The 20435-nt window shown below is 36.6% G+C and carries 16 protein-coding genes; 5 read left to right on the forward strand and 11 right to left on the reverse strand.

Annotated elements, in window-relative coordinates; translation table 11 throughout:
* Positions 1 to 29 precede the first annotated feature (29 nt).
* The 5 genes from acdA to ACYFX0_RS17290 form a co-directional block, all read right to left on the reverse strand.
* Positions 30 to 1169 carry an acyl-CoA dehydrogenase AcdA gene (acdA, locus tag ACYFX0_RS17270; RefSeq protein ID WP_000545543.1) on the reverse strand — a complete coding sequence of 380 codons (1140 nt, stop codon included), beginning with the start codon at positions 1167 to 1169 and terminating at the stop codon, positions 30 to 32.
* A 21-nt stretch (positions 1170 to 1190) separates the two neighbouring features.
* Positions 1191 to 2321 (reverse strand): acyl-CoA dehydrogenase, encoded by a 1131-nt coding sequence (locus ACYFX0_RS17275; protein ID WP_001011191.1) that lies wholly within the window; start codon positions 2319 to 2321, stop codon positions 1191 to 1193.
* 73 nt (positions 2322 to 2394) lie between these two features.
* A complete protein-coding gene (locus ACYFX0_RS17280) occupies positions 2395 to 3246 on the reverse strand; it encodes a 3-hydroxybutyryl-CoA dehydrogenase (RefSeq protein ID WP_000538874.1) in 852 nt (283 codons plus the stop codon).
* A gap of 49 nt (positions 3247 to 3295) precedes the next feature.
* The gene (locus ACYFX0_RS17285) at positions 3296 to 4579 is read right to left on the reverse strand and encodes an acetyl-CoA C-acetyltransferase (RefSeq protein WP_002083553.1); all 1284 of its coding nucleotides are present in this window, start codon (positions 4577 to 4579) and stop codon (positions 3296 to 3298) included.
* Positions 4580 to 4588: 9 nt separating this feature from the next.
* Positions 4589 to 6700, reverse strand: a complete 2112-nt coding sequence (locus tag ACYFX0_RS17290) for a (Fe-S)-binding protein (protein ID WP_460271034.1) — start codon at positions 6698 to 6700, stop codon at positions 4589 to 4591.
* A gap of 597 nt (positions 6701 to 7297) precedes the next feature.
* Between ACYFX0_RS17290 and cls the strand changes: the two genes are divergently transcribed.
* The 3 genes from cls (at position 7298) to ACYFX0_RS17305 (ending at position 12279) form a co-directional block, all read left to right on the forward strand.
* Positions 7298 to 8491 carry a cardiolipin synthase gene (gene cls / locus ACYFX0_RS17295; RefSeq protein ID WP_000966425.1) on the forward strand — a complete coding sequence of 398 codons (1194 nt, stop codon included), beginning with the start codon at positions 7298 to 7300 and terminating at the stop codon, positions 8489 to 8491.
* A 32-nt stretch (positions 8492 to 8523) separates the two neighbouring features.
* A complete protein-coding gene (uvsE, locus tag ACYFX0_RS17300; RefSeq protein WP_460271037.1) occupies positions 8524 to 9477 on the forward strand; it encodes a UV DNA damage repair endonuclease UvsE in 954 nt (317 codons plus the stop codon).
* Positions 9478 to 9600: 123 nt separating this feature from the next.
* On the forward strand, positions 9601 to 12279 hold the full coding sequence (locus tag ACYFX0_RS17305; protein WP_460271039.1) for a DUF4084 domain-containing protein: 2679 nt from the start codon (positions 9601 to 9603) through the stop codon (positions 12277 to 12279).
* Positions 12280 to 12295: 16 nt separating this feature from the next.
* On the opposite strand, the gene ACYFX0_RS17310 is transcribed toward ACYFX0_RS17305, so the two are convergent.
* Both ACYFX0_RS17310 and ACYFX0_RS17315 read right to left on the reverse strand, forming a co-directional pair.
* Positions 12296 to 12442 carry a quorum-sensing peptide PapR gene (locus tag ACYFX0_RS17310; protein ID WP_000734733.1) on the reverse strand — a complete coding sequence of 49 codons (147 nt, stop codon included), beginning with the start codon at positions 12440 to 12442 and terminating at the stop codon, positions 12296 to 12298.
* A gap of 88 nt (positions 12443 to 12530) precedes the next feature.
* Positions 12531 to 13388: a helix-turn-helix domain-containing protein gene (locus tag ACYFX0_RS17315; RefSeq protein WP_001147494.1), complete on the reverse strand. Its 858-nt coding sequence runs from the start codon at positions 13386 to 13388 to the stop codon at positions 12531 to 12533.
* 168 nt (positions 13389 to 13556) lie between these two features.
* Between ACYFX0_RS17315 and ACYFX0_RS17320 the strand changes: the two genes are divergently transcribed.
* Positions 13557 to 15308, forward strand: a complete 1752-nt coding sequence (locus ACYFX0_RS17320) for a M4 family metallopeptidase (protein WP_016099330.1) — start codon at positions 13557 to 13559, stop codon at positions 15306 to 15308.
* Positions 15309 to 15345: 37 nt separating this feature from the next.
* On the opposite strand, the gene ACYFX0_RS17325 is transcribed toward ACYFX0_RS17320, so the two are convergent.
* The 4 genes from ACYFX0_RS17325 to ACYFX0_RS17340 are packed head-to-tail and all read right to left on the reverse strand — an operon-like array spanning position 15346 to position 18709.
* On the reverse strand, positions 15346 to 15948 hold the full coding sequence (locus ACYFX0_RS17325; protein WP_000619243.1) for a response regulator transcription factor: 603 nt from the start codon (positions 15946 to 15948) through the stop codon (positions 15346 to 15348).
* Positions 15945 to 17075, reverse strand: a complete 1131-nt coding sequence (locus ACYFX0_RS17330) for a sensor histidine kinase (protein ID WP_098829193.1) — start codon at positions 17073 to 17075, stop codon at positions 15945 to 15947. The genes ACYFX0_RS17325 and ACYFX0_RS17330 overlap by 4 nt, the downstream gene beginning before the upstream one ends.
* Positions 17076 to 17810, reverse strand: coding sequence for an ABC transporter permease (locus ACYFX0_RS17335; RefSeq protein WP_001202431.1), 735 nt, complete (start codon positions 17808 to 17810; stop codon positions 17076 to 17078).
* The gene (locus ACYFX0_RS17340; protein ID WP_000411122.1) at positions 17807 to 18709 is read right to left on the reverse strand and encodes an ABC transporter ATP-binding protein; all 903 of its coding nucleotides are present in this window, start codon (positions 18707 to 18709) and stop codon (positions 17807 to 17809) included. Before ACYFX0_RS17340 ends, ACYFX0_RS17335 begins: the two co-directional genes overlap by 4 nt.
* Positions 18710 to 18866: 157 nt before the next feature.
* Here ACYFX0_RS17340 and map point away from each other — a divergent pair, with 157 nt between their 5' ends.
* Entirely contained in the window at positions 18867 to 19661 is a 795-nt protein-coding gene (gene map / locus ACYFX0_RS17345) for a type I methionyl aminopeptidase (protein ID WP_002083543.1), read from the forward strand.
* Positions 19662 to 20435: the final 774 nt, after the last annotated feature.

Here is a 20435-nt window from a genome sequence, read left to right on the forward strand (position 1 = left end):
AGCGTAGGAAAATACCTACGCTTTCGTTCCTACTTCGTTAACATACGAGAAATTACAAGCCTCTGAATCTCTTGTGTTCCTTCATATATTTGTGTAATCTTTGCATCTCGCATATAACGCTCTACTGGATAATCTTTCGTATAACCGTAACCACCAAATACTTGCACCGCTTCAGTCGTCACCTTCATCGCTGTATCCCCCGCAAATACTTTTGACATCGCTGATTCTTTTCCATACGGAAGCCCTTCTGATTCAAGCCAAGCCGCTTGATATGTTAAAAGGCGTGCCGCTTCTACATCTGTTGCCATATCCGCAAGTTTAAACCCAATCCCTTGCTGCGCCGCAATTGGCTTTCCAAATTGATGGCGCTCCCTTGCATATTCTACAGAAGCATCTAAAGCCCCTTGTGCAATACCAACAGCTTGCGCCGCAATACCGTTACGACCTCCATCTAATGTTTGCATCGCAACTTTAAATCCTTGCCCCTCTTCTCCAAGTAGATTCTCTACAGGAATACGGCAATCTTCAAACATAATTTCAGTCGTTGGTGAAGAGCGAATCCCTAGCTTGCTCTCCTTCTTCCCAACTGAAAATCCCGGTGTATCACTTTCTACAATAAATGCACTCGTACCGCGCTGCTTCGATTCAGGATCAGTTAGCGCAAAAACAACATAAATATCAGCAATACCGCCATTTGTAATGAAAATTTTTGATCCATTTAAAATATAATGGTCGCCATCTCTCTTTGCGATTGTCTTCATTCCACCAGCATCCGATCCAGATCCTGGCTCCGTTAAGCCGTATGCACCAATTTTCTTCCCTTCAGCCATCGGTCGTAAAAACTTTTGCTTTTGTTCTTCTGTCCCAAATTTAAAAATTGGCCATCCCGCAAGTGAAGTATGTGCAGATAGTGTTACACCTGTTGAAGCACAAACTCGAGATAATTCTTCAATAGCAATTACGTACGCTAAGTAATCGCTTCCAATTCCGCCGTATTCTTCAGGCCACGGAATACCGGTTAAACCAAGCTCTGCCATTTGATCAAATAACTCTCGATCAAATCTCTCTTCCTCATCACGCTCAGCTGCTGTTGGTGCTACTTCATTTTTAGCAAAATCTCGAACCATTTTTCTTATCATTTCATGTTCTTCTGATAGTTTAAAATGCATCTCCGTCTCCCCCTCGCCCTTTTATAAAGCACGGCTAATAACAAGTTTCTGTATTTCACTTGTTCCTTCATATATTTGCGTGATTTTCGCATCACGGAAAAATCGTTCTACTGGATAGTCTTTCGTATAACCGTAACCACCAAATACTTGCACCGCTTCAATCGCGACTTCAACCGCTGTCTTAGAAGCAAATAATTTCGCAATAGATGCTTCTTTACCGCATGGTAATCCTTGCGCCCTAAGAGACGCCGCTCTATATACGAGTAACCTTGCTGCTTCGACACTTGTTGCCATATCTGCAAGCTTGAAGCCAATCCCTTGCTGCGCCGCAATTGGTTTCCCAAATTGCTCTCGTTCTTTTGCATAATCAATCGCACATGCAAGCGCCGCTTCAGCAATTCCTAACGCCTGTGCACCGATTCCAATTCGCCCAACATCTAAATTCGCCATTGCCACCTTGAATCCTTGTCCTTCTTCCCCAAGTAAATTCTCAGCTGGCACTTTCATATCTTCAAAAGTAAGTTGTACCGTACGAGAACCGAGAAGCCCCATCTTATGTTCATCTTTTCCGATGATTAAACCAGGTGTATCTTTCTCTACTATAAATGCAGAAATACCACTTTTTCCTGCATCTGGATTTGTAGAAGCGAATACAATGTACGTACTTGCTTCACCACCATTTGTAATAAACACTTTCGATCCATTAATAATATAATGATCGCCTTTTTTTACAGCTCTTGATTTCAAACTCCCTGCATCCGATCCTGCATTTGGCTCTGTTAAAGCAAATGCGCCTAAATATTCCCCGGTTGCAAGTTTAGAAACATATTTTTTCTTCTGTTCTTCTGTTCCGAAATATAAAATCGGATTCATTCCAACTGACGTATGTACAGCTAAAATTACACCAACTGTTGCACTTACCTTTGAGATTTCCTCAATTGCTAGAATGTAAGAAATAAAATCCATTTCTGCCCCGCCGTATTTTGCAGGCGCTGGAATCCCCATTAATCCAAGATTACCCATCTTTTGTAAAACCTCTTTTGGGAACACCCCTTGTTCCATACTAGGAACAAAGGGAGCTATTTCCTTCTGTGCAAAATCCCGAACCATTTTCCTCATCATTTGCTGCTCTTCATTAAAACGAAAGTTCATATACTCCGCCTCCATTTGCTATATATCCTTTTAACAATTTGGTAAGACCACTATTTTGTAACAAAGGGGGAATTTATTCGTAAACGTAGAATCCACGACCTGTTTTACGACCTAACCATCCTGCATTCACATACTTACGTAATAACGGACATGGGCGATATTTACTATCTCCTAATCCTTCATGCAACACTTCCATAATGTATAAACACGTATCTAAACCGATAAAATCAGCGAGCGTCAAAGGCCCCATCGGATGGTTCATACCCAGCTTCATTACTTCATCAATTGCTTCTTTCGTCGCTACACCTTCATATAACGTATAAATTGCTTCGTTAATCATCGGTAACAAAATGCGGTTTGATACAAAACCTGGGAAATCATTTACTTCAACTGGTACTTTCCCAATTTTTTTCGTAATATCTTCAATTGCTTCATATACCGCATCATCTGTAGCCAAACCACGAATAATCTCAACAAGCTTCATAACTGGAACTGGATTCATAAAGTGCATACCGATTACTTTTTCCGGACGCTTCGTTACCGCTGCAATTTCTGTAATTGGCAGAGATGACGTATTCGTCGCTAAAATTGCGTGTTCTGGAGCAATTTCATCTAGATTCGCAAAGATTTTCTTTTTAATATCCATTTTCTCAACAGCTGCTTCAATAATAAGATCCGCTTCTTTCACACAATCTAAATCAAGCGTTACTGTAAGACGATTTAATGTCGCTTCCTTCTCTTCTTCCTTCATGCGTCCTTTTTCTACTTGGCGCGCTAAGTTTTTCGTAATGATAGCCAAACCTCTATCTAATTGCTCTTGTTTTAAATCTTGTACCTTCACGTCATATCCTGCCATTGCACATACTTGTGCAATTCCTGATCCCATTTGCCCTGCACCAATTACAACAATGTTTTGTACACCCATTTTTTCTTCCCCCTTAATTGTTAATAAATTTTATACCCTCGAACTTTAATTAGTGAACTTCAATCATCACTGCGTCCCCTTGACCGCCACCGCTACAAATCGAAGCAATTCCAATTCCGCCGCCGCGCTGCTTAAGCGCATGGATTAGTGTAACGATAATGCGCGCTCCGCTTGCTCCAATTGGATGTCCCATCGCTACTGCGCCGCCATTTACATTCAATTTTTCTGGATCAATTCCTGCGATTTCTGTACTTGCAATTGCTACCGCTGCAAATGCTTCATTAATCTCGAATAAATCGATATCTTCAATTGTCTTGCCTGTTTTTTCAAGCAATGCGTTAATTGCATAACCTGGCGTTCTTGGGAAATCTTTAGATTCCACTGCAATTGCTGTATGCGCCAAAATTGTCGCTAATGGCTTTCTTCCTTCTTGCTTCGCTCTGTCTTCGCTCATTAATACAAGTGCGGCACCACCATCGTTCAAGCCTGGCGCATTACCAGCTGTCACCGCCGCTGTCTTATCAAATACAGGTTTTAACTTTGCTAACTTTTCAATCGTTGTATCTTCACGTGGCGCCTCATCCTTTGCAACGACAATAGAATCGCCTTTTCTTTGCGGGATCGTTACTGGAACGATCTCCTCTTCAAAACGTCCTTCTTTATGCGCTGAAACCGCACGCTGATGGCTACGATATGCCCATTCATCTTGCGCTTCGCGAGAAATTCCATCTTCCTTCGCAACTTCTCCGCCATAAACACCCATGTGTGTACCTGAAAATGCGCATGTTAAACCGTCAGCAACGTTTAAATCAATAACTTCGTTGTTGCCCATTCTGTATCCCCATCTTGCTCCGCGTAAAATGTAAGGACTGTTACTCATCGACTCCATACCACCAGCTACAATCAGTGATTGATCGCCAGTACGAATAATCTGATCCGCTAACGTAACCGCACGAAGGCCTGATGCACAAACTTTATTGACTGTTTCCGTCTGCACTTCCCAAGGGATTCCTGCAGCCCTTGCAGCTTGGCGCGATGGAATTTGTCCCTGTCCACCTTGAATAACCGTTCCAAATATAACTTCTTCAACATCACTAGCTGCAACATTTGCTCTTTCAAGCGCTGCTTTAATTGCAATTCCTCCAAGTTCCGTCGCTTTTACATCTTTTAAAGATCCTCCGAATTTTCCAACTGGTGTTCTTGCAGCACTTAAAATAACTGTTTTACTCATGTTTCTTTCCCCCATTTCATTTTTTAACACTGAGCGCTCGCTCGGTATCCCTACGTTGAGAAGAGGTGCAATCATTGCACCTCTTTCTAAAGTTGTATACATTCTTATAAACTACATCGCTTCTTTTTTCTGTCCGATAACAGATCGTTCTAAAATCTCTGTCACATCAAGAGTTTGAACTTTTTCTTCTACCTCTTTCGCTTTCGTGCCATCACTGATCATCGTTAAGCAATATGGACAACCTGTACCGATAATGGATGGCTGTACAGCTAATGCTTGTTCTGTACGAGCAACGTTAATACGAGAGCCTGTTGTTTCTTCCATCCACATTAAGCCACCACCTGCGCCACAACACATTCCAGTCTCACGGTTACGTGCCATTTCTACAAGATTCATTCCAGGAATCGCTTTCAAAATGTCACGTGGCGCTTCGTACACTTCGTTGTATCTTCCTAAATAACAGGAATCATGGTACGTAACTGTTTCTTCAATAGCATGAACAGGCTTTAAGCGCCCTTCTTTCACCCACTGGGCTAACAATTCTGTATGATGATAGACTTCTGCTTGCAAGCCAAAGTCCGGATACTCATTTTTAAATGTGTTATAAGCATGAGGATCAATCGTAACGATTTTCTTCACTCCTGCCTTTTCAAATTCTTCGATATTCTTTGTCGCCATCTCTTGGAATACAAATTCATTTCCGAGGCGACGTGGTGTATCTCCAGAATTCTTTTCTTTATTACCGAGAATTGCGAATGAAATGCCTGCTTCGTTCATTAACTTCGCAAATGATATTGCAATCTTCTGACTACGGTTGTCGTATGATCCCATTGAACCAACCCAGAATAAATACTCGAATTCCTCACCAGCTTTTGATTTTTCTTTTACAGTTGGAACTGTTACTTCGTCATCACCTTGGCGCCATGTTTCACGCTCTTTACGGTTCAGACCCCACGGATTTCCTTGACGCTCGATGTTTGTCATCGCGCGTTGTGCTTCCGCGTCCATTTTTCCTTCTGTTAAAACGAGATATCGACGTAAATCAATAATTTTGTCAACATGCTCATTCATAACTGGACATTGATCTTCACAGTTACGACACGTTGTACATGCCCAAATCTCTTCTTCTGTAATAACATCTCCGATTAAACTCGGATCGTAAGCGAGCGTTGTAGCCGCTGATTCTTGTTGTCCTTTTCCAGCTGCCATCATCGCTAACTGATTTCCTTGTGTATTATTGAAGGCAACTACTGGAACCCACGGTGCTTTTGATGTTACCGCAGCCCCTTTATCAGTTAAATGATCGCGAAGTTTTAATATTAAGTCCATCGGCGATAACATTTTTCCTGTGCCTGTTGCTGGACACATATTTGTACAACGGCCACACTCTACACAAGCGTATAAGTCAATAAGTTGATTTTGTCTAAAGTCTTCAATTTTACCAACACCAAATGTTTCTTGTGTTTCATCTTCAAAATCAATCTTTTCAAGCTTCCCTGGATTTGAAATACGACCGAAAAATACATTAGCTGGTCCCGCAATTAAATGCGCATGTTTTGATTGTGGAACATACACTAAAAACGTTAACAAAATTAGTAAATGCACCCACCAAGAGAAATAGAACACTGAAATGGCTACGGTTTCATTTATCCCGCTAAAAACGTAAGCGATTGCAGAAGCAATTGGTTCACTCCATGAAAGCTCCTCGCCATGCCATATAAGTCCCATACCGTTACCAAGTAGCACAGAGATCATTAAACCACCGATAAAGATAAGAACAAGACCTGATTTGAAGTTACGTTTTAAACGAACAAGCTTTTCTACATAACGTCTATGAAAAGCCCAAAATACTGCAATTAAAATAACAAGTGTGACAATTTCCTGGAAGAATGTAAATGCAGGGTATAGTGGTCCAAGTGGAAGATGTGATCCTGGTGCGAGTCCTTTCCAAACGAAGTCAATTGCTCCAAATTGGACAAGAATAAATCCGTAAAAGAACATAACGTGAATGATGCCGCTTTTCTTATCTTTCAGCAGCTTTTTCTGACCGAAAACATTGACCTTAAGGAGATCCCAACGCTCTTTAAAACGACGGTCAAATTCAATTTTTTTTCCTAATTGTATGTAGGCTATTCTCGTCCGTATAAGATATACAAACAAATATCCTGCATAAGCAATAACAGCAATGGCAGCCAGCCAATTAATGATCAGTAAGCTATTCATTTTTATGCTACCCCTCTCTTTGTAAGCCCTCTTTCTTTTTAGAATCTTCAAAAATATATAATTTTCTGAATTATATCCCCTACCCCCATTATATAATGAGTGAGCATTCAGTCAACAGTTTTTTGTTATAGAACAACACATTTTTTCATAAAGCTGTTTATTTCGGTGAAACTATAAAGTGAAACTTTAATCAATAGGGGTGGTTCATCCCCCAATGATTATTAGTTGAACCAATCGGGCTTTTACGGGCAGTTGATTTCCAAACTAATTTCTACTTATTCATCAATTTTTGAAGTAGGAAGCTTACTGCCCGTTAAAGCGGGATAAAGTGAAACTTTAATCTGTAGGGGTGGTTCATCCCCCAATGATTATTAGTTGAACCAATCGGGCTTTTACGGGCAGTTGATTTCCAAACTAACTTCTACTTATTCATCAATTTTTGAAGTAGGAAGCTTACTGCCAGTTAAAGCGGGATAAAGTGAAACTTTAATCAGTGCAACATACTATCCTCTGATGAAATTTATAATAACAACCGTGCTACCCGTATCATTTGTAACACACTGAAGGTGAAAAGAATGCGAAGGAGGGAATTCACTGATGCTCTACTTATCTCTTTTGTTAATATCCGTTGCTCTTTGGATTACAATTGACCTTTCATACGGGAGACTTCTTCATTTAAAGCGGGTAAGCTCTCGCACTTTCCCTTTACGTCAAAGTGATTTTCACCTTTATACATACGGGAAAGATTTGTATGACGCCTTATTTACTGATATAAAACAAGCACAGCACCACATTCATATTTTATTCTTCATTGTAAAAAACGATAAAATCAGTCGTGAATTTTTAAAGTTGCTGATTGATAAGGCTCAGGAAGGAATTGAAGTACGACTTTTACTTGATCGATTTGGCAGCCATTATTTATCAAACGAAGCTATTCGCTCCCTGCGAAAACATGGTGTATCTTTTTCATTTTGTCATAAGATAAAATTTCCTCTGCTTTTCTTTTCTGCCAATCAAAGAAATCATAGAAAAATTACAGTGATTGATGGGAAAACTGGCTATATCGGGGGCTTTAATATCGGCGAAGAGTATCTAGGGCATAATGAATATTTAGGATTATGGCGAGACTATCATTTACGTCTTACAGGAGAAGGGGTTCAAGATTTACAAAAGCAATTTTTGCATGACTGGTTTGATGATACGAAACAGAATTTATTGGATGTTTCTCTTTATTTTCCAAAACAAAACCCAGGTACCATAATGCATCAATTTATTCCGACTGATGGTGCTTATTTACAGCATACTTTTTTACATTTAATTAACGGAGCAAAAAAAGAAATCTGTATTGGTACACCATATTTCATTCCTGGAAAAAAAATTATGAATGCCTTATTAAAAGCAAGAGAGAGAGGGGTTCAAATCACAATTCTCGTTCCAGAAAAAGCTGATCACCCTCTCGTTCGAGAAGCAAAATTCCCGTACTGCCGAAAATTAATACAGGCTGGTTGCAATATTTACGCATTTCAACAAGGTTTTTTTCATGCCAAAATTATTATAGTGGATGATGATATTTGTGATATTGGAACAGCAAACTTTGATATGAGAAGTTTATATATTAACCATGAAATAAACTGCCTGTTATATAATAAACATTTCATTCGAACAGTAAAAAATAAATTCCATGAAGATTTAGAGAATGCATCCGTACTTTCCTATAGCGATGTAAACCCACCTTCTCTTATCGATAGAGGAAAAGAATGGATTGGAACAATGCTTGCTTTCTTTTTATAGGAAAGACAATGAATAAAAGAGGTGTATCTCATATGATTATGCGGTTTGGATATGTCTCACATGCAATGGCACTCTGGGACTGTTCTCCTGCCAAAACAATGACGTTTACAAGCTTTAAGAAACTCAGCAAACAAGAGCGAGAAGACAAATTGTACCATGTTATAAGGCAAAATTTAGAGCACACAATACGTATCCTTCATTACAATATAGCGCATGAAATCCCGCTATATCGCCTATCGTCTTCCATCGCCCCACTTGCAACACATCCCGAAGTCGAGTTTGACTATATTGGGGTATTCACACCACTTTGGCGTAAAATAGGGGCTTTAATTAAAGAACACAATTTACGAATAAGTTTTCATCCAAATCAATTTACTTTATTTACAAGTGACAAGCCACATATTACTACTAACGCTATTACGGATATGACTTATCATTATAAAATATTGGATGCTATAGGCATTGCAGATTCTTCTTACATTAATATTCATGTAGGTGGAGCCTATGGAAATAAAGAAAAGGCAATTGAGCGCTTCCATGAAAACATAAAAAAACTTCCTGCACATATAAAAAAACAAATGACCCTTGAAAACGATGATAAAACGTATACAACTTCTGAAACTTTATCAATTTGCCAAAAAGAAAATATCCCATTTGTATTTGATTATCATCATCATATGGCCAATCTTTGCGAGGAACCATTAGAAGAGTTGCTTCCTGCAATTTTTGAAACTTGGTCACATACAAATATCTCTCCTAAAGTTCACATTTCCTCCCCAAGATCAGAAAAAGAATTTAGGGCTCATGCTGAATATATCGATTTAGAGTTTATTAAGCCCTTCTTACACGTTGCAAAAAAAAACAATCATAATTTCGATATTATGATTGAAAGTAAACAAAAAGACTTAGCACTATTCCGATTAATAGATGAACTTTCTGCTATAAGAGGCATTAAAAGAATAAGTGGTGCAATGTTACAGTGGTAAATTGTAACTTTGCACCATTTTTTCAAAAAAGTAATTTTTATAGTAAAAAACATCCTATTTTATATGCTATTATTTAAATTAGCATTCCCCCGAGATTCAACTTTATTGAAACGGAGTCATAATATGATTAATCAAAAAAAGTATGTACAATTTGTCATAATATACATATCTATATTTGCTCTTTGGATACTCTTTATTCCAAATGAGTCGCATATAAAGGAAATTGGGATTCTTTTCTTATTCTGTTTTGCTGCACTTTTTTCTTGCCACTGTTTATATAAAGCTATTAAAAAAATGAAACGCAGTGATAAACTATTTTGGATTTTATTACTATGCACTTGCCTATGTGGATTAGTTATGGAGATAACCCTATTTCTTAGTTCGATTTCCATGCATAATCAATCTATATTTTCATATAAAGCATTACCTTTTTTTATCATACAATATATTTTGCTCTTTGTTGGATTTGCTATAAAGTTTATAAAAAATTACTCTATTAAGGGACTTTCTCAATTCTCATTCGATAGCATCTTTATTATTATTATGAACATTTATTTCACCTTAACTTTTATCTTAGATATTTCAAGCTTCCGCATGTTAACAAAGGACACTTGGATTTTAATTGGGTATTTTATTGCACAATCATTAGTAATTTACGCCGTTATTAGCCTATATAGAAGAGAACAATATTCTTCTAGTAGAATCGCATTAATTATCGGTTTCACTATTATACTCGTATACGGTTATATTCATCTGTTTCAATTGAATTTTGGGATGAAAACTTCCGCTGAAATTAATTATTTAATACACACTGCTTCTATTTTATTAATTGGACTTTCTTCCATACTATATATTTTGGATAAACCAATGCAGCATGAAACGAAAGCAAAATATTATCGATTCGATTATATACGTTTTATACTACCTTATTTTAGTATAATTATTACTTTTTCTTTTATTATCATTCAACCTTGGGATGATAAATTCATGTTAATCGGCCTCGTGTTATCACTTATTTTGTTATTCTTGCGGCAACTTTACATGTGGAAAGATAATCAAGCACTAATCCATACATATGAACAGTTGACTACACAACTAGAGGGCGAAGTTGAAGAAGGTGCATTTGCATTATCAAAAAGTGAACAACGCTATAAATCTTTATTCGAAGATCATCCCGATGCCGTTTTCTCTTTAAATATGAATGGCATTTTTCAACAATCTAATAAGGCATGCGAAAGCTTATTTACTGCCTATTATTGCGAAGTGGCAAGCTATTCTCTGGTACACTTCATTGATTCAAAAGACCACGAACTACTTAAGAAGGCTTTACAAATTACAAAGGAAGGTAAGCCACAAACGTTAGAAGTTCGTACAAAAGAACAAGAAGGCTATTATTATTATCTCCATATTACACTTATCCCTACTTTTATAAACAAAGAAGTGGTCGGAATGTTTGGGATAGCGCGTGATATTACCACTTTATATGAAAAACAAAAACAAGTAGAACATTTAGCCTTTCACGATGCACTTACTGGATTACCAAATCGCCGAAAGTTCGAAAAAGATTTAAAAGCCATTTTGAATACAGCCCAAACTAACGCAAATGATGTCGCCGTCATGTTCCTTGATTTAGATCGATTTAAAAAAATTAACGATAGACTTGGTCATGACATCGGAGATTTATTATTAATTGAAGTAGCAAACAGACTACGCGGTTGCTTGCGTTCAAAAGATGTCGTCGCTCGCCAAGGTGGAGATGAGTTTACCATTCTATTACCAGAAATGTACTCAGAAAAAAGTGCAATTTTTATAGCTGAACAGATTTTAACTATTTTAAACAAACCATTCTTCATTCAAGGCGAAGAACTCTCTATTACACCGAGTATCGGAATTGCGATGTATCCTGATTATGGAACTGATGTAAATGAGTTAATGAAAAATGCTGATATGGCTATGTACCGTGCGAAGGCAAATGGAAAAAACAGATTTGTTTTCTTCTCAAAAGAAATGAGTATCGCTCAAAATGAAATTCAATTCTTAGAAGGTGAACTTTCAAAAGCATTACAACAAAATGAATTTTTCCTTGAATACCAACCACAAGTAAGCACAAAAACAAAAGAAATTATCGGTTTTGAAGCATTAATACGTTGGAAGCATCCAAAACTCGGTATCGTATCTCCTGCCCAATTTATTCCTCTAGCAGAGGAAACTGGTTTTATTATTGAACTTGGTAATTGGATTTTACATACTGCCTGTTTAGAGGCAAAAAGATGGCATAATCAAGGTTTTTCTCACTTAAAAGTTGGTGTGAATTTATCTGTTGTTCAATTTAACCATGCTGATTTAATCCCAACTATTTCAAAGGTGTTAGAAGAAACAGAACTGAAACCAGAAGCACTAGATATTGAAATTACGGAAAGCATCGCAATTAATCAAAATCAATCTGTAGTTGCAAAACTAGAACAGCTTCAAAATCTCGGCATTCAAATTTCAATCGATGACTTTGGAACTGGTTATAGTTCTTTAGCTTATTTAACAAAATATCCAATCAACACATTAAAAATTGCTCGAGAGTTTATTTGTGGAATTACAAATAGTCCTTTAGAAGAAGCAATTGTCTCTTCCATTATTACACTATCAAAAGAACTAAATTTAGAAGTGATTGCAGAAGGTGTAGAAACGGAAGAAGAATGGGAATTTTTACATAGACAAAATTGTGATCACATTCAAGGATTCTTTATTAGCAAACCTGTTTCTAGTAAAGACGTTTGGATGTTACTCCATAAAAAAACAACCGTCTAAATAAGGCGGTTGTTTTTTAAAACTCAAAAGGTAAATCTGCAGCTACTTGTACCTCTTGATCATTATGAGAAATTATTTGACTTTTCTCTAATGTTGTATCACCTAATGAAATACCCCATGCCATTGCTAACGTTAATAAACTACCAATAAGTAATTTTTTCATATTCCATCACCCACATTTTTTACTTTTAATATATCATGAAAATTTATTCACATTGTATGCAATTATGCATATCCACTTTTTAGGTTGTTTATCTGCTGATTTTATTTACGAGCGCTTCTTTATATGCATGCATTTCTAATATATCAAAAAAGAAACTTGCCTTCTTATATGCATCTTCAATCTCTGCCTCTTCATACTCCAACTTCCTTAGGCATTCACCTCTTTGATAATATAGCTGTCCAATTAATGCCATACTATTAATTCGGCATGATATTTCAATCGCTTTATTTACTTGATAAAGTGATTCTTCATATCGACTATCTAAGTATAATGCTTTTGCATGATTATACCTTACCTTCACGTCAAATTCTTCATTATCATGCAATGCCTCTAATTGTTTTAATATTTGTTCAAATAAATCAATACCCTTCTTCAAATAGCCATTTTCAGCATAAATGTTTGCAATTGCGTTTTCAATATAAAGATTCTGATATACATCAATTCCTGTCAATTGTTGATTGAGCAATTTCTTTAATTCTAAAATACAATATTCGTAATCGACTTTTTTCAACACGTAAGCAGCTACATAATATTGCCATTGAAGAAATTGCTGGAATTCAGGATGATATTCTTCCTTTTTCAGCTCATTCCATACTTTATTATAAATTTCTTTATATCTTTTTTGCTTACAAAGCATAATGACTTGATCTTTAAACTGTTTTTTTCTTTCAATATCCGAATAAATGAGTACCTCATAAAAATGAATAATGGGAATTTGTAATTTCGCTGCAATACCTTGCAATATATCCATACTTGGGTATACTGCACCCGATTCAATTCTGCTTACTTCCGATTGATGACATATGTTCTCGGATAACTGTTTTTGTGTTAGTCCTCTTAACACTCTAATTTTCTTAATTTCACTTCCTAATTTCTCTGCTTGCATACTTACTCACCATCCCATTATAACAATCTAATTTTTTAAGTTGTCATACCACTACAATAATGTGCATTCGACAATTTTTGATATGAAATAATGCATAATATATATAAAATTCGGCAAATTTTTCATACAATTCATCTCACATACAATAATAGATTAGGAGTGTTATAGATGAATTATAGAAAACTTGCCAGTGCTTTCGTTACATTCGGTCTTCTTTACCCTTTATCAACAGAAGCTATTCATGCTCAAGAATTAGACAAAAGTGCAGTCAAAGTTGAAATTGCTCAGCCTGGTTTAACAATCGGGAAATTAACACAACCTCAAAATGATACGAAAGAAAATATTGCTAAAAAGTATTTAAAAGGTGAGGTAGATGGGGCTAAAGCTCAACAAGAACAAGTCACTACTGAAAAAAATGTAGATTTCCAACCTACAAATAAAGAAACCAAAGAAAATCAAACCGAAGTTCGCCTTGCACAAACATATAAAAACTATAAAGTATATGGCCAAGATCTCATTGTAAAAGTAGATAAAAATGGAGTGATCACAACTGTTAGTGGTAAAGTTGTTCAAAATTTAAATCAACAACCTAATCTTACTATAACAAATTTTTTGTCGAAAAATGAAGTGAAATCTAAATTACGCGATATAGTTCAAATTCCAAGTGATGCGGTTGAGACAGAATTCTCTAGCGAAACCGTTGTTTATAAGAAAAAAGATGGCTATTATACATTCGCAACTGTTATTACATTTACTTATGAAAACAATGAACAAATTATAAATGGCAATGCTATCGTTGATCTAAAAACTGGCGAAGTACTTTTCCAAGAAAAATTCATTAAAAACAAAGAGAATAAGACTATAAATCAAGTAACATCACCTAGATTATCCACTGCAAGTGAGCAAGGAACTGGGAAAAATGCACTTCAAGAAAACATCTCTTTCAATATTGCCAAAGGAACTGATGGGAAATTTTATTTAGCGGATTTATCACGCGGAAATGGTATTTATATTTATAATGCAAACTACGCCGATTCCCTCGGGGGATATAGTCAAGCTGGTTATCCAGGGACACTAATTTCAAGTAGCACTCCTAATTTTGCAGATAAAGAAGCCGCGGGCGCTATGAAGAACATGAGTGATATTTATGATTACTTTAAGAAAGAACATAATCTAAAAAGTTACGATAATAAAGATTCAAAAGTTGTTGCTAGTGTACACGGTTTTGATTCTACTGAAGTTAGTGATGGTATAAAAGAAGACTATGTAAATGCATTTTGGCATCCCGCTTGGAACCAAATGGTATTTGGTGATGGTTTAGACGGCAAACTAACATCAGCTCTTGATGTAACAGCTCATGAATTTGGACATGCTGTATTCAGTGGCACGACGAAAAATAAAGTCGTGAGATATCCAAGCGCTGAAACATCTGCACTAAACGAGGGATTAGCGGATTTCTGGGGTACACAAATCGAATATTACGTAAAGAAAGATAAAGGAAACTGGATTATGGGCGATACATTAGGTGGCCTAACAATTCGTGATATCCCAAGGGAAATTGGTGACGGCGGTCATAAATTATATACAAATTTACAAGATTTCTATAATGATGGTAATAATCAAGAATCTCACGTGAATTCTGGTATTATCAGTCACGTATTATATCAATTAGCTGAAGGTAAAACATATAACGGTGTTGCTGTTCAAAAACAAGGCAATGAAAAAGTAAGCAAAGTTGTTATGCGTGCATTGCAAAATTATGCAACTTCCGCTGAAGACTTTGAATCACTTCAATCTCACATCGTACAAGCTGCAAAAGATTTATATGGCACTGCCGTATCAAATGAATTTGCAAAGGCATTTGAAGCACATGGTTACAAGTCGTTACAAAAAGTAAATAAGGTAATAGAAGTACAATAACAAAGAAGAAGTTTACTCCTCTTAGGTAAACTTCTTCTTATATCCAACCCTTTTCTTCCGCAATTGTAATTGCCTCAATTCTATTTTTCGCATCGAGCTTCGTTAATACTTCAGAAATATAATTACGTACTGTACCCGGTGAAAGATAAAGTGCCTTCGCAATTTCGTTTGCCGTCTTTCCTTCTTTCGCAAGCAACAATACTTCCTTTTCGCGATCTGACAACGGATTTTGCTCCTGCCATAGACCGAACATTAACTCTTGGGAGACCTCTCGTTTCCCCTTCATTACATTACGAATTGCTGCTGCTAAATCTTCACTTGGGCTATCTTTTAATAAATAGCCGTGCACGCCAGCTTTCATTGCTCTTTCAAAATATCCTGGCCGTGCAAATGTTGTTAAAATCATAACTTTACATGGTGATTTTTCTTTCTTTAACGCTTCAGCAACATCTAATCCACTTTGAATTGGCATTTCAATATCCATAATACTGATATCCGGTTTTAACGATTCAATTAATTTTAGCGCCTCTTCCCCGTTTGCCGCTTGCCCAATTACTTCGATATCATCTTCTAGATCAAGTAAGGCACCTAATGCACCACGAAGCATCCGTTGATCTTCTGCAATAATAATTCGAATCATGCCCTCACCTCATCTTTTCCTGTTCTAATAACAACTGGAACTTTTACTGTTAACAACGTCCCTGGATTGATTGTACCTAGTTCAACAAATCCATCAATAAGAGCAATTCGTTCTTTCATGCCGCGGATACCATTTCCATCATGATTTTGATCTGTTAAACCAATTCCGTTATCTTCTACTTTCAAAATCATCTCACCTTGCGATTCTAATACAGAAACTGCGCACCGCGTTGCCTTACTATGTTTTACAACATTTGTAACGGCCTCACGTAAACACATCCCGACAATATTTTGTTCAATTGGTGATAACGAGCTCGAGCTTGCTTCTTGCCTCACTTCTAATTCAATATTAGCTGCTTGTAAGATTGCCTTTATTTGCTCTAGCTCTTCTTCTACCGTAATCATACGCATATCAGAAATTAATTCTCTCAGCTGCTTTAAGGCTGTACGAGACGTTTGTGTAATTTCCTTCGCTTCCACACTTGCACGCTCTGGATTTTTCACAATTAACTTCTCTACAAGCTGGCTTTTCAAAGTAATAAGAGATAACGTATGCCCTAATGTGTCATGAAGATCTCTCGCAATCCGCTGCCGTTCTTCACGTTTTACTAAGTCTTTAATTTGCTCGTTTGCTTCATTCAGTTGGTTCTTTAACATCTTTTTCTGATTAAAATTGCGCATACCAAATGGCGTAAGAAGCATTAAAATAAACATCGGAACGATATTTACTAAACTTGTAGTTGTTAGTTGATTCATATTTACAAATAAAAATGCTCCAAGCATTATGACTAACGAACATAACAGCACTCGAAATACTTTCTTATTTGGCGCAAATCCCATCGCACTTGCTGTGAAAAAGCCAAAAAATATCATAAAAGGATTATAAAATAAAGCAAATAAAAAGATGAGTACCATTTGAATACAAGCCCAAAAAACAAACGTTCTCTGAACAAAATAAAGCTGACGGTATGTGACGATAAAAATTATCAACATACCGCTTCCTATTACAAGCTTCCATCCTGATGCCTGCGCTAAGTGATAAATTGGAAATAATAGATAAACAAACCACATATACGGAAAGAACCCCATATGTTTCGGAAAAACCTCAATCCTCTTTTTCTCTATCATTTATACTGCTTCCTGTCTTTTTCTTATATATATTGATACTACAACAAATATAAGGAAATAACCTCCTAATACCGCGATATTTTCCCATCCAATTGATTTTCCAGCTACAATATCCCACGCACCACTTCCGAAATGGTATGTCGGTGTCCACTCACCAATCGTTCTTAATATTTTGGGGAATACTTCAATCGGCATCCATAACCCGCCAACTATAGCTAAACTCATATTTAAAATATTTGCTAAGCCAGCAGCTGCGTCCGCCTTCTTAATGGAACCTATTACTGTTCCTAATGCTAAAAATGGTGTTACCCCTAACAATAACCATAGCCCCGCACCAATCCATTGCCCTACCGTTAACTCAACATGATTAATTAGTATCCCTGCAATAAAGATAACTAATATTGAAAAAGCATTTACTACTGTTTGAGCGATAATTTTTGCTGTTAAATATGCTCCCTCTGGAAGCGGTGTAATTTTTAGAAGATGTGTCCACCCTTGCCCTCTTTCCTGAGAAAGTCTCACACCGAAACTAAAGAGTGCAGTCCCTACAATGCTGAAAGTTGCCATCGAAATTAAATAGTGTGCCTTCCACGCATCTCCGTTTTGTGGTACTTGAACAACATTTGTAAAAATGTAGTAAAACATAACAGGCATTAATAATGAGAAAAAAATAAATAATTTATTGCGGAATGTACGTAAAATTTCTATTTTGCATTGCATCCATAACGCTCTCATGCGATTTCCCCCTTCTGATTTGCGACAAACTGTTCAAATGCCTCATCAAGGCTTCCACGTTCAACTGAAACATCTGTTACAGGTAAACTCCTTTGATAAATGGCTTTTAAAGTTGCATCCGTATCCTCCGTTGTTAAAATGAAGCGTCCTTCGTTTGACTTTACTTCTGTTACATTTGGTAATTCCTTTAGTAATTTTGTAGGAATGCTTTCCTTCGAATAAAACGTGATTGTTTTTCTCGAAATCGTTGCTTTCATTTCGTCTGGTGTACCATCTGCGATAATCTTTCCGTTCGCAAATAATAAGATACGATTTGCTAAAGCATCTGCTTCTTCTAAATAATGCGTCGTTAAAATAATCGTTTTCCCTTCACTTGCTAACTTTCGAATCGTTTCCCAAAACGTTCTTCGAGACGTAATATCCATTCCGACTGTCGGCTCATCTAAAAATAACAAATCCGGATTTCCCGCAAGTGCAAGCGCAAAGTTTAACCTTCTTTTTTGCCCACCTGATAATTTCTCACATCTTTGCTTTCGCTCTGATTCTAAATTTGATAACTGCAGTAACGTTTCTTTCGCTACAGGATTCTTATAATAACTGCGGAATAGCTCTATTGCCTCTTCCACTGTAATGCTATCAATCACACTTACTTCTTGTAACATTGCCCCAAGATTATTACGAACGCCTCTCTGCTTTGGACTCTTTCCAAATATAGAAACCGTACCTTCTGTAGGATCTTTTAATCCAAGCATCATCGAAATTATCGTCGTCTTCCCCGCACCATTTGGTCCAAGTAATGCTACTATTTCTCCTTTATCCACGTGAAATGAAACATTATTTACTGCGTTTTTATGTTTAAATGTTTTAGAAACACCATTTACTTCAATAATCTTTTCCATCTCTCCACCCCCACTGTTTCTTATATTTACATTGTATTACCTGGAAAACTTAGGAAACAGTATGATACGTCATGACATCGATATGACAATTGTCATATATTCCTTGTGAGAGGAATCAGCCCGCATACCGCAAGCAAGTAGCAGGACGAAAATAAACATGATACAATCGGATAAGATATATATTCGAGGAAGGACAGTGGTTTTCATGATTATTCGTAATGAACAAGATTTAGAAGGCTTACGAAAAATCGGCCGCATCGTTGCGCTTGCACGTGAAGAAATGAAAAAACAAGCGAAGCCAGGTATGACAACGAAAGAGCTTGATTTGATCGGTAAAAAAGTATTAGATGAGCATGGTGCTATTTCTGCACCTGAAAAAGAATATGATTTTCCAGGTGTAACTTGCATTAGTGTAAATGAAGAAGTTGCTCATGGTATTCCAGGAGATCGTGTATTAAAAGAAGGCGATTTAGTAAACGTCGATGTATCTGCTGCACTTGATGGCTATTATGCTGATACAGGTATTTCATTTGTACTTGGAGAAGACGAGGCAAAAGAAAAGCTTTGCCAAGCAGCGGTTGATGCATTTTGGGCAGCAATGAAAAAGGTTAAAGCTGGCTCAAAACAAAATCAAATTGGTCGTGCTGTTTCAAACTTCGCACATAAAAGTGGATACAATGTTATTCAAAACTTAACTGGTCACGGCATTGGTCTTAGCTTACATGAAGCACCAAATCACATTTTAAGCTACTATGATCCAATGGATAACACGCTTCTAAAAGACGGTCTTGTTATCGCTGTAGAACCGTTCATATCTATGAAAGCTGATCATATTATTGAGCGTGGTGACGACGGTTGGACATTCATTACACCTGATAAAAGTCTTGTTGCACAATGTGAACATACCGTTGTCGTAACACGCGGCGAACCAATAATCTTAACAGAAATCTAATATAAAAAAACGGCTGTTTTGTAGATTTATTCCACATAAAACAGCCGTTTTTTAATTTTGGGAAAATATGTGAACTATTGTTGAACTCTTTATCATTTAAGTATATAATCTTTAGCGGAGGTTACTTAAGCTTATCTTTACTAAAAAGATATTGTAGCTAAGGAGGAAAACACCTTCTTTTTTATTGTTTAAACAGTCTCAAAAATGACCGTAGTAACGGGTTAGTCGAATATTCTGTAATCCTTATATCCCTCTAACAATGTAAGAAACTATCGTCTTTCAACTTCGGTCCACTAATCGTACAACTCTCTTTAGACAAAATAGATGGCTATTTTCAAAGTACATATTGTCTTCATTCTGACCAAAAACAACCCTATCTAGATTTTTATTTCCACATAACTTTAAGGCAAAAATAAGCCTTCACAAGGGGATACACTACCTTGGTTAGTATGTATCGTAAAACTTACCTTTATAACCATTCTTTTTTACTAGATATACATGAAAACTATCTCACATATAAAGGTCTGATATCATTCTTTATATCAGTATTTTTTTCGACATTTTTTGTCGAATTGTGTATATTTCCAAATAACTGTGTAAATATACATTTTGTTTTACGTTAAATAATATTACTTTGAACATAATCCAGTTTGTCTGAGAACGCGTATAGAAACGGAGGGATAGCAAAAACAAATAGCTTATAACAAATACTTTTAATATTCCATTTGTTCATGTGGAATAAGTCCCCAATGGACAAATGAATGTTCAGAGGAG

The sequence above is a fragment of the Bacillus sp. NEAU-Y102 genome, from assembly GCF_054788175.1.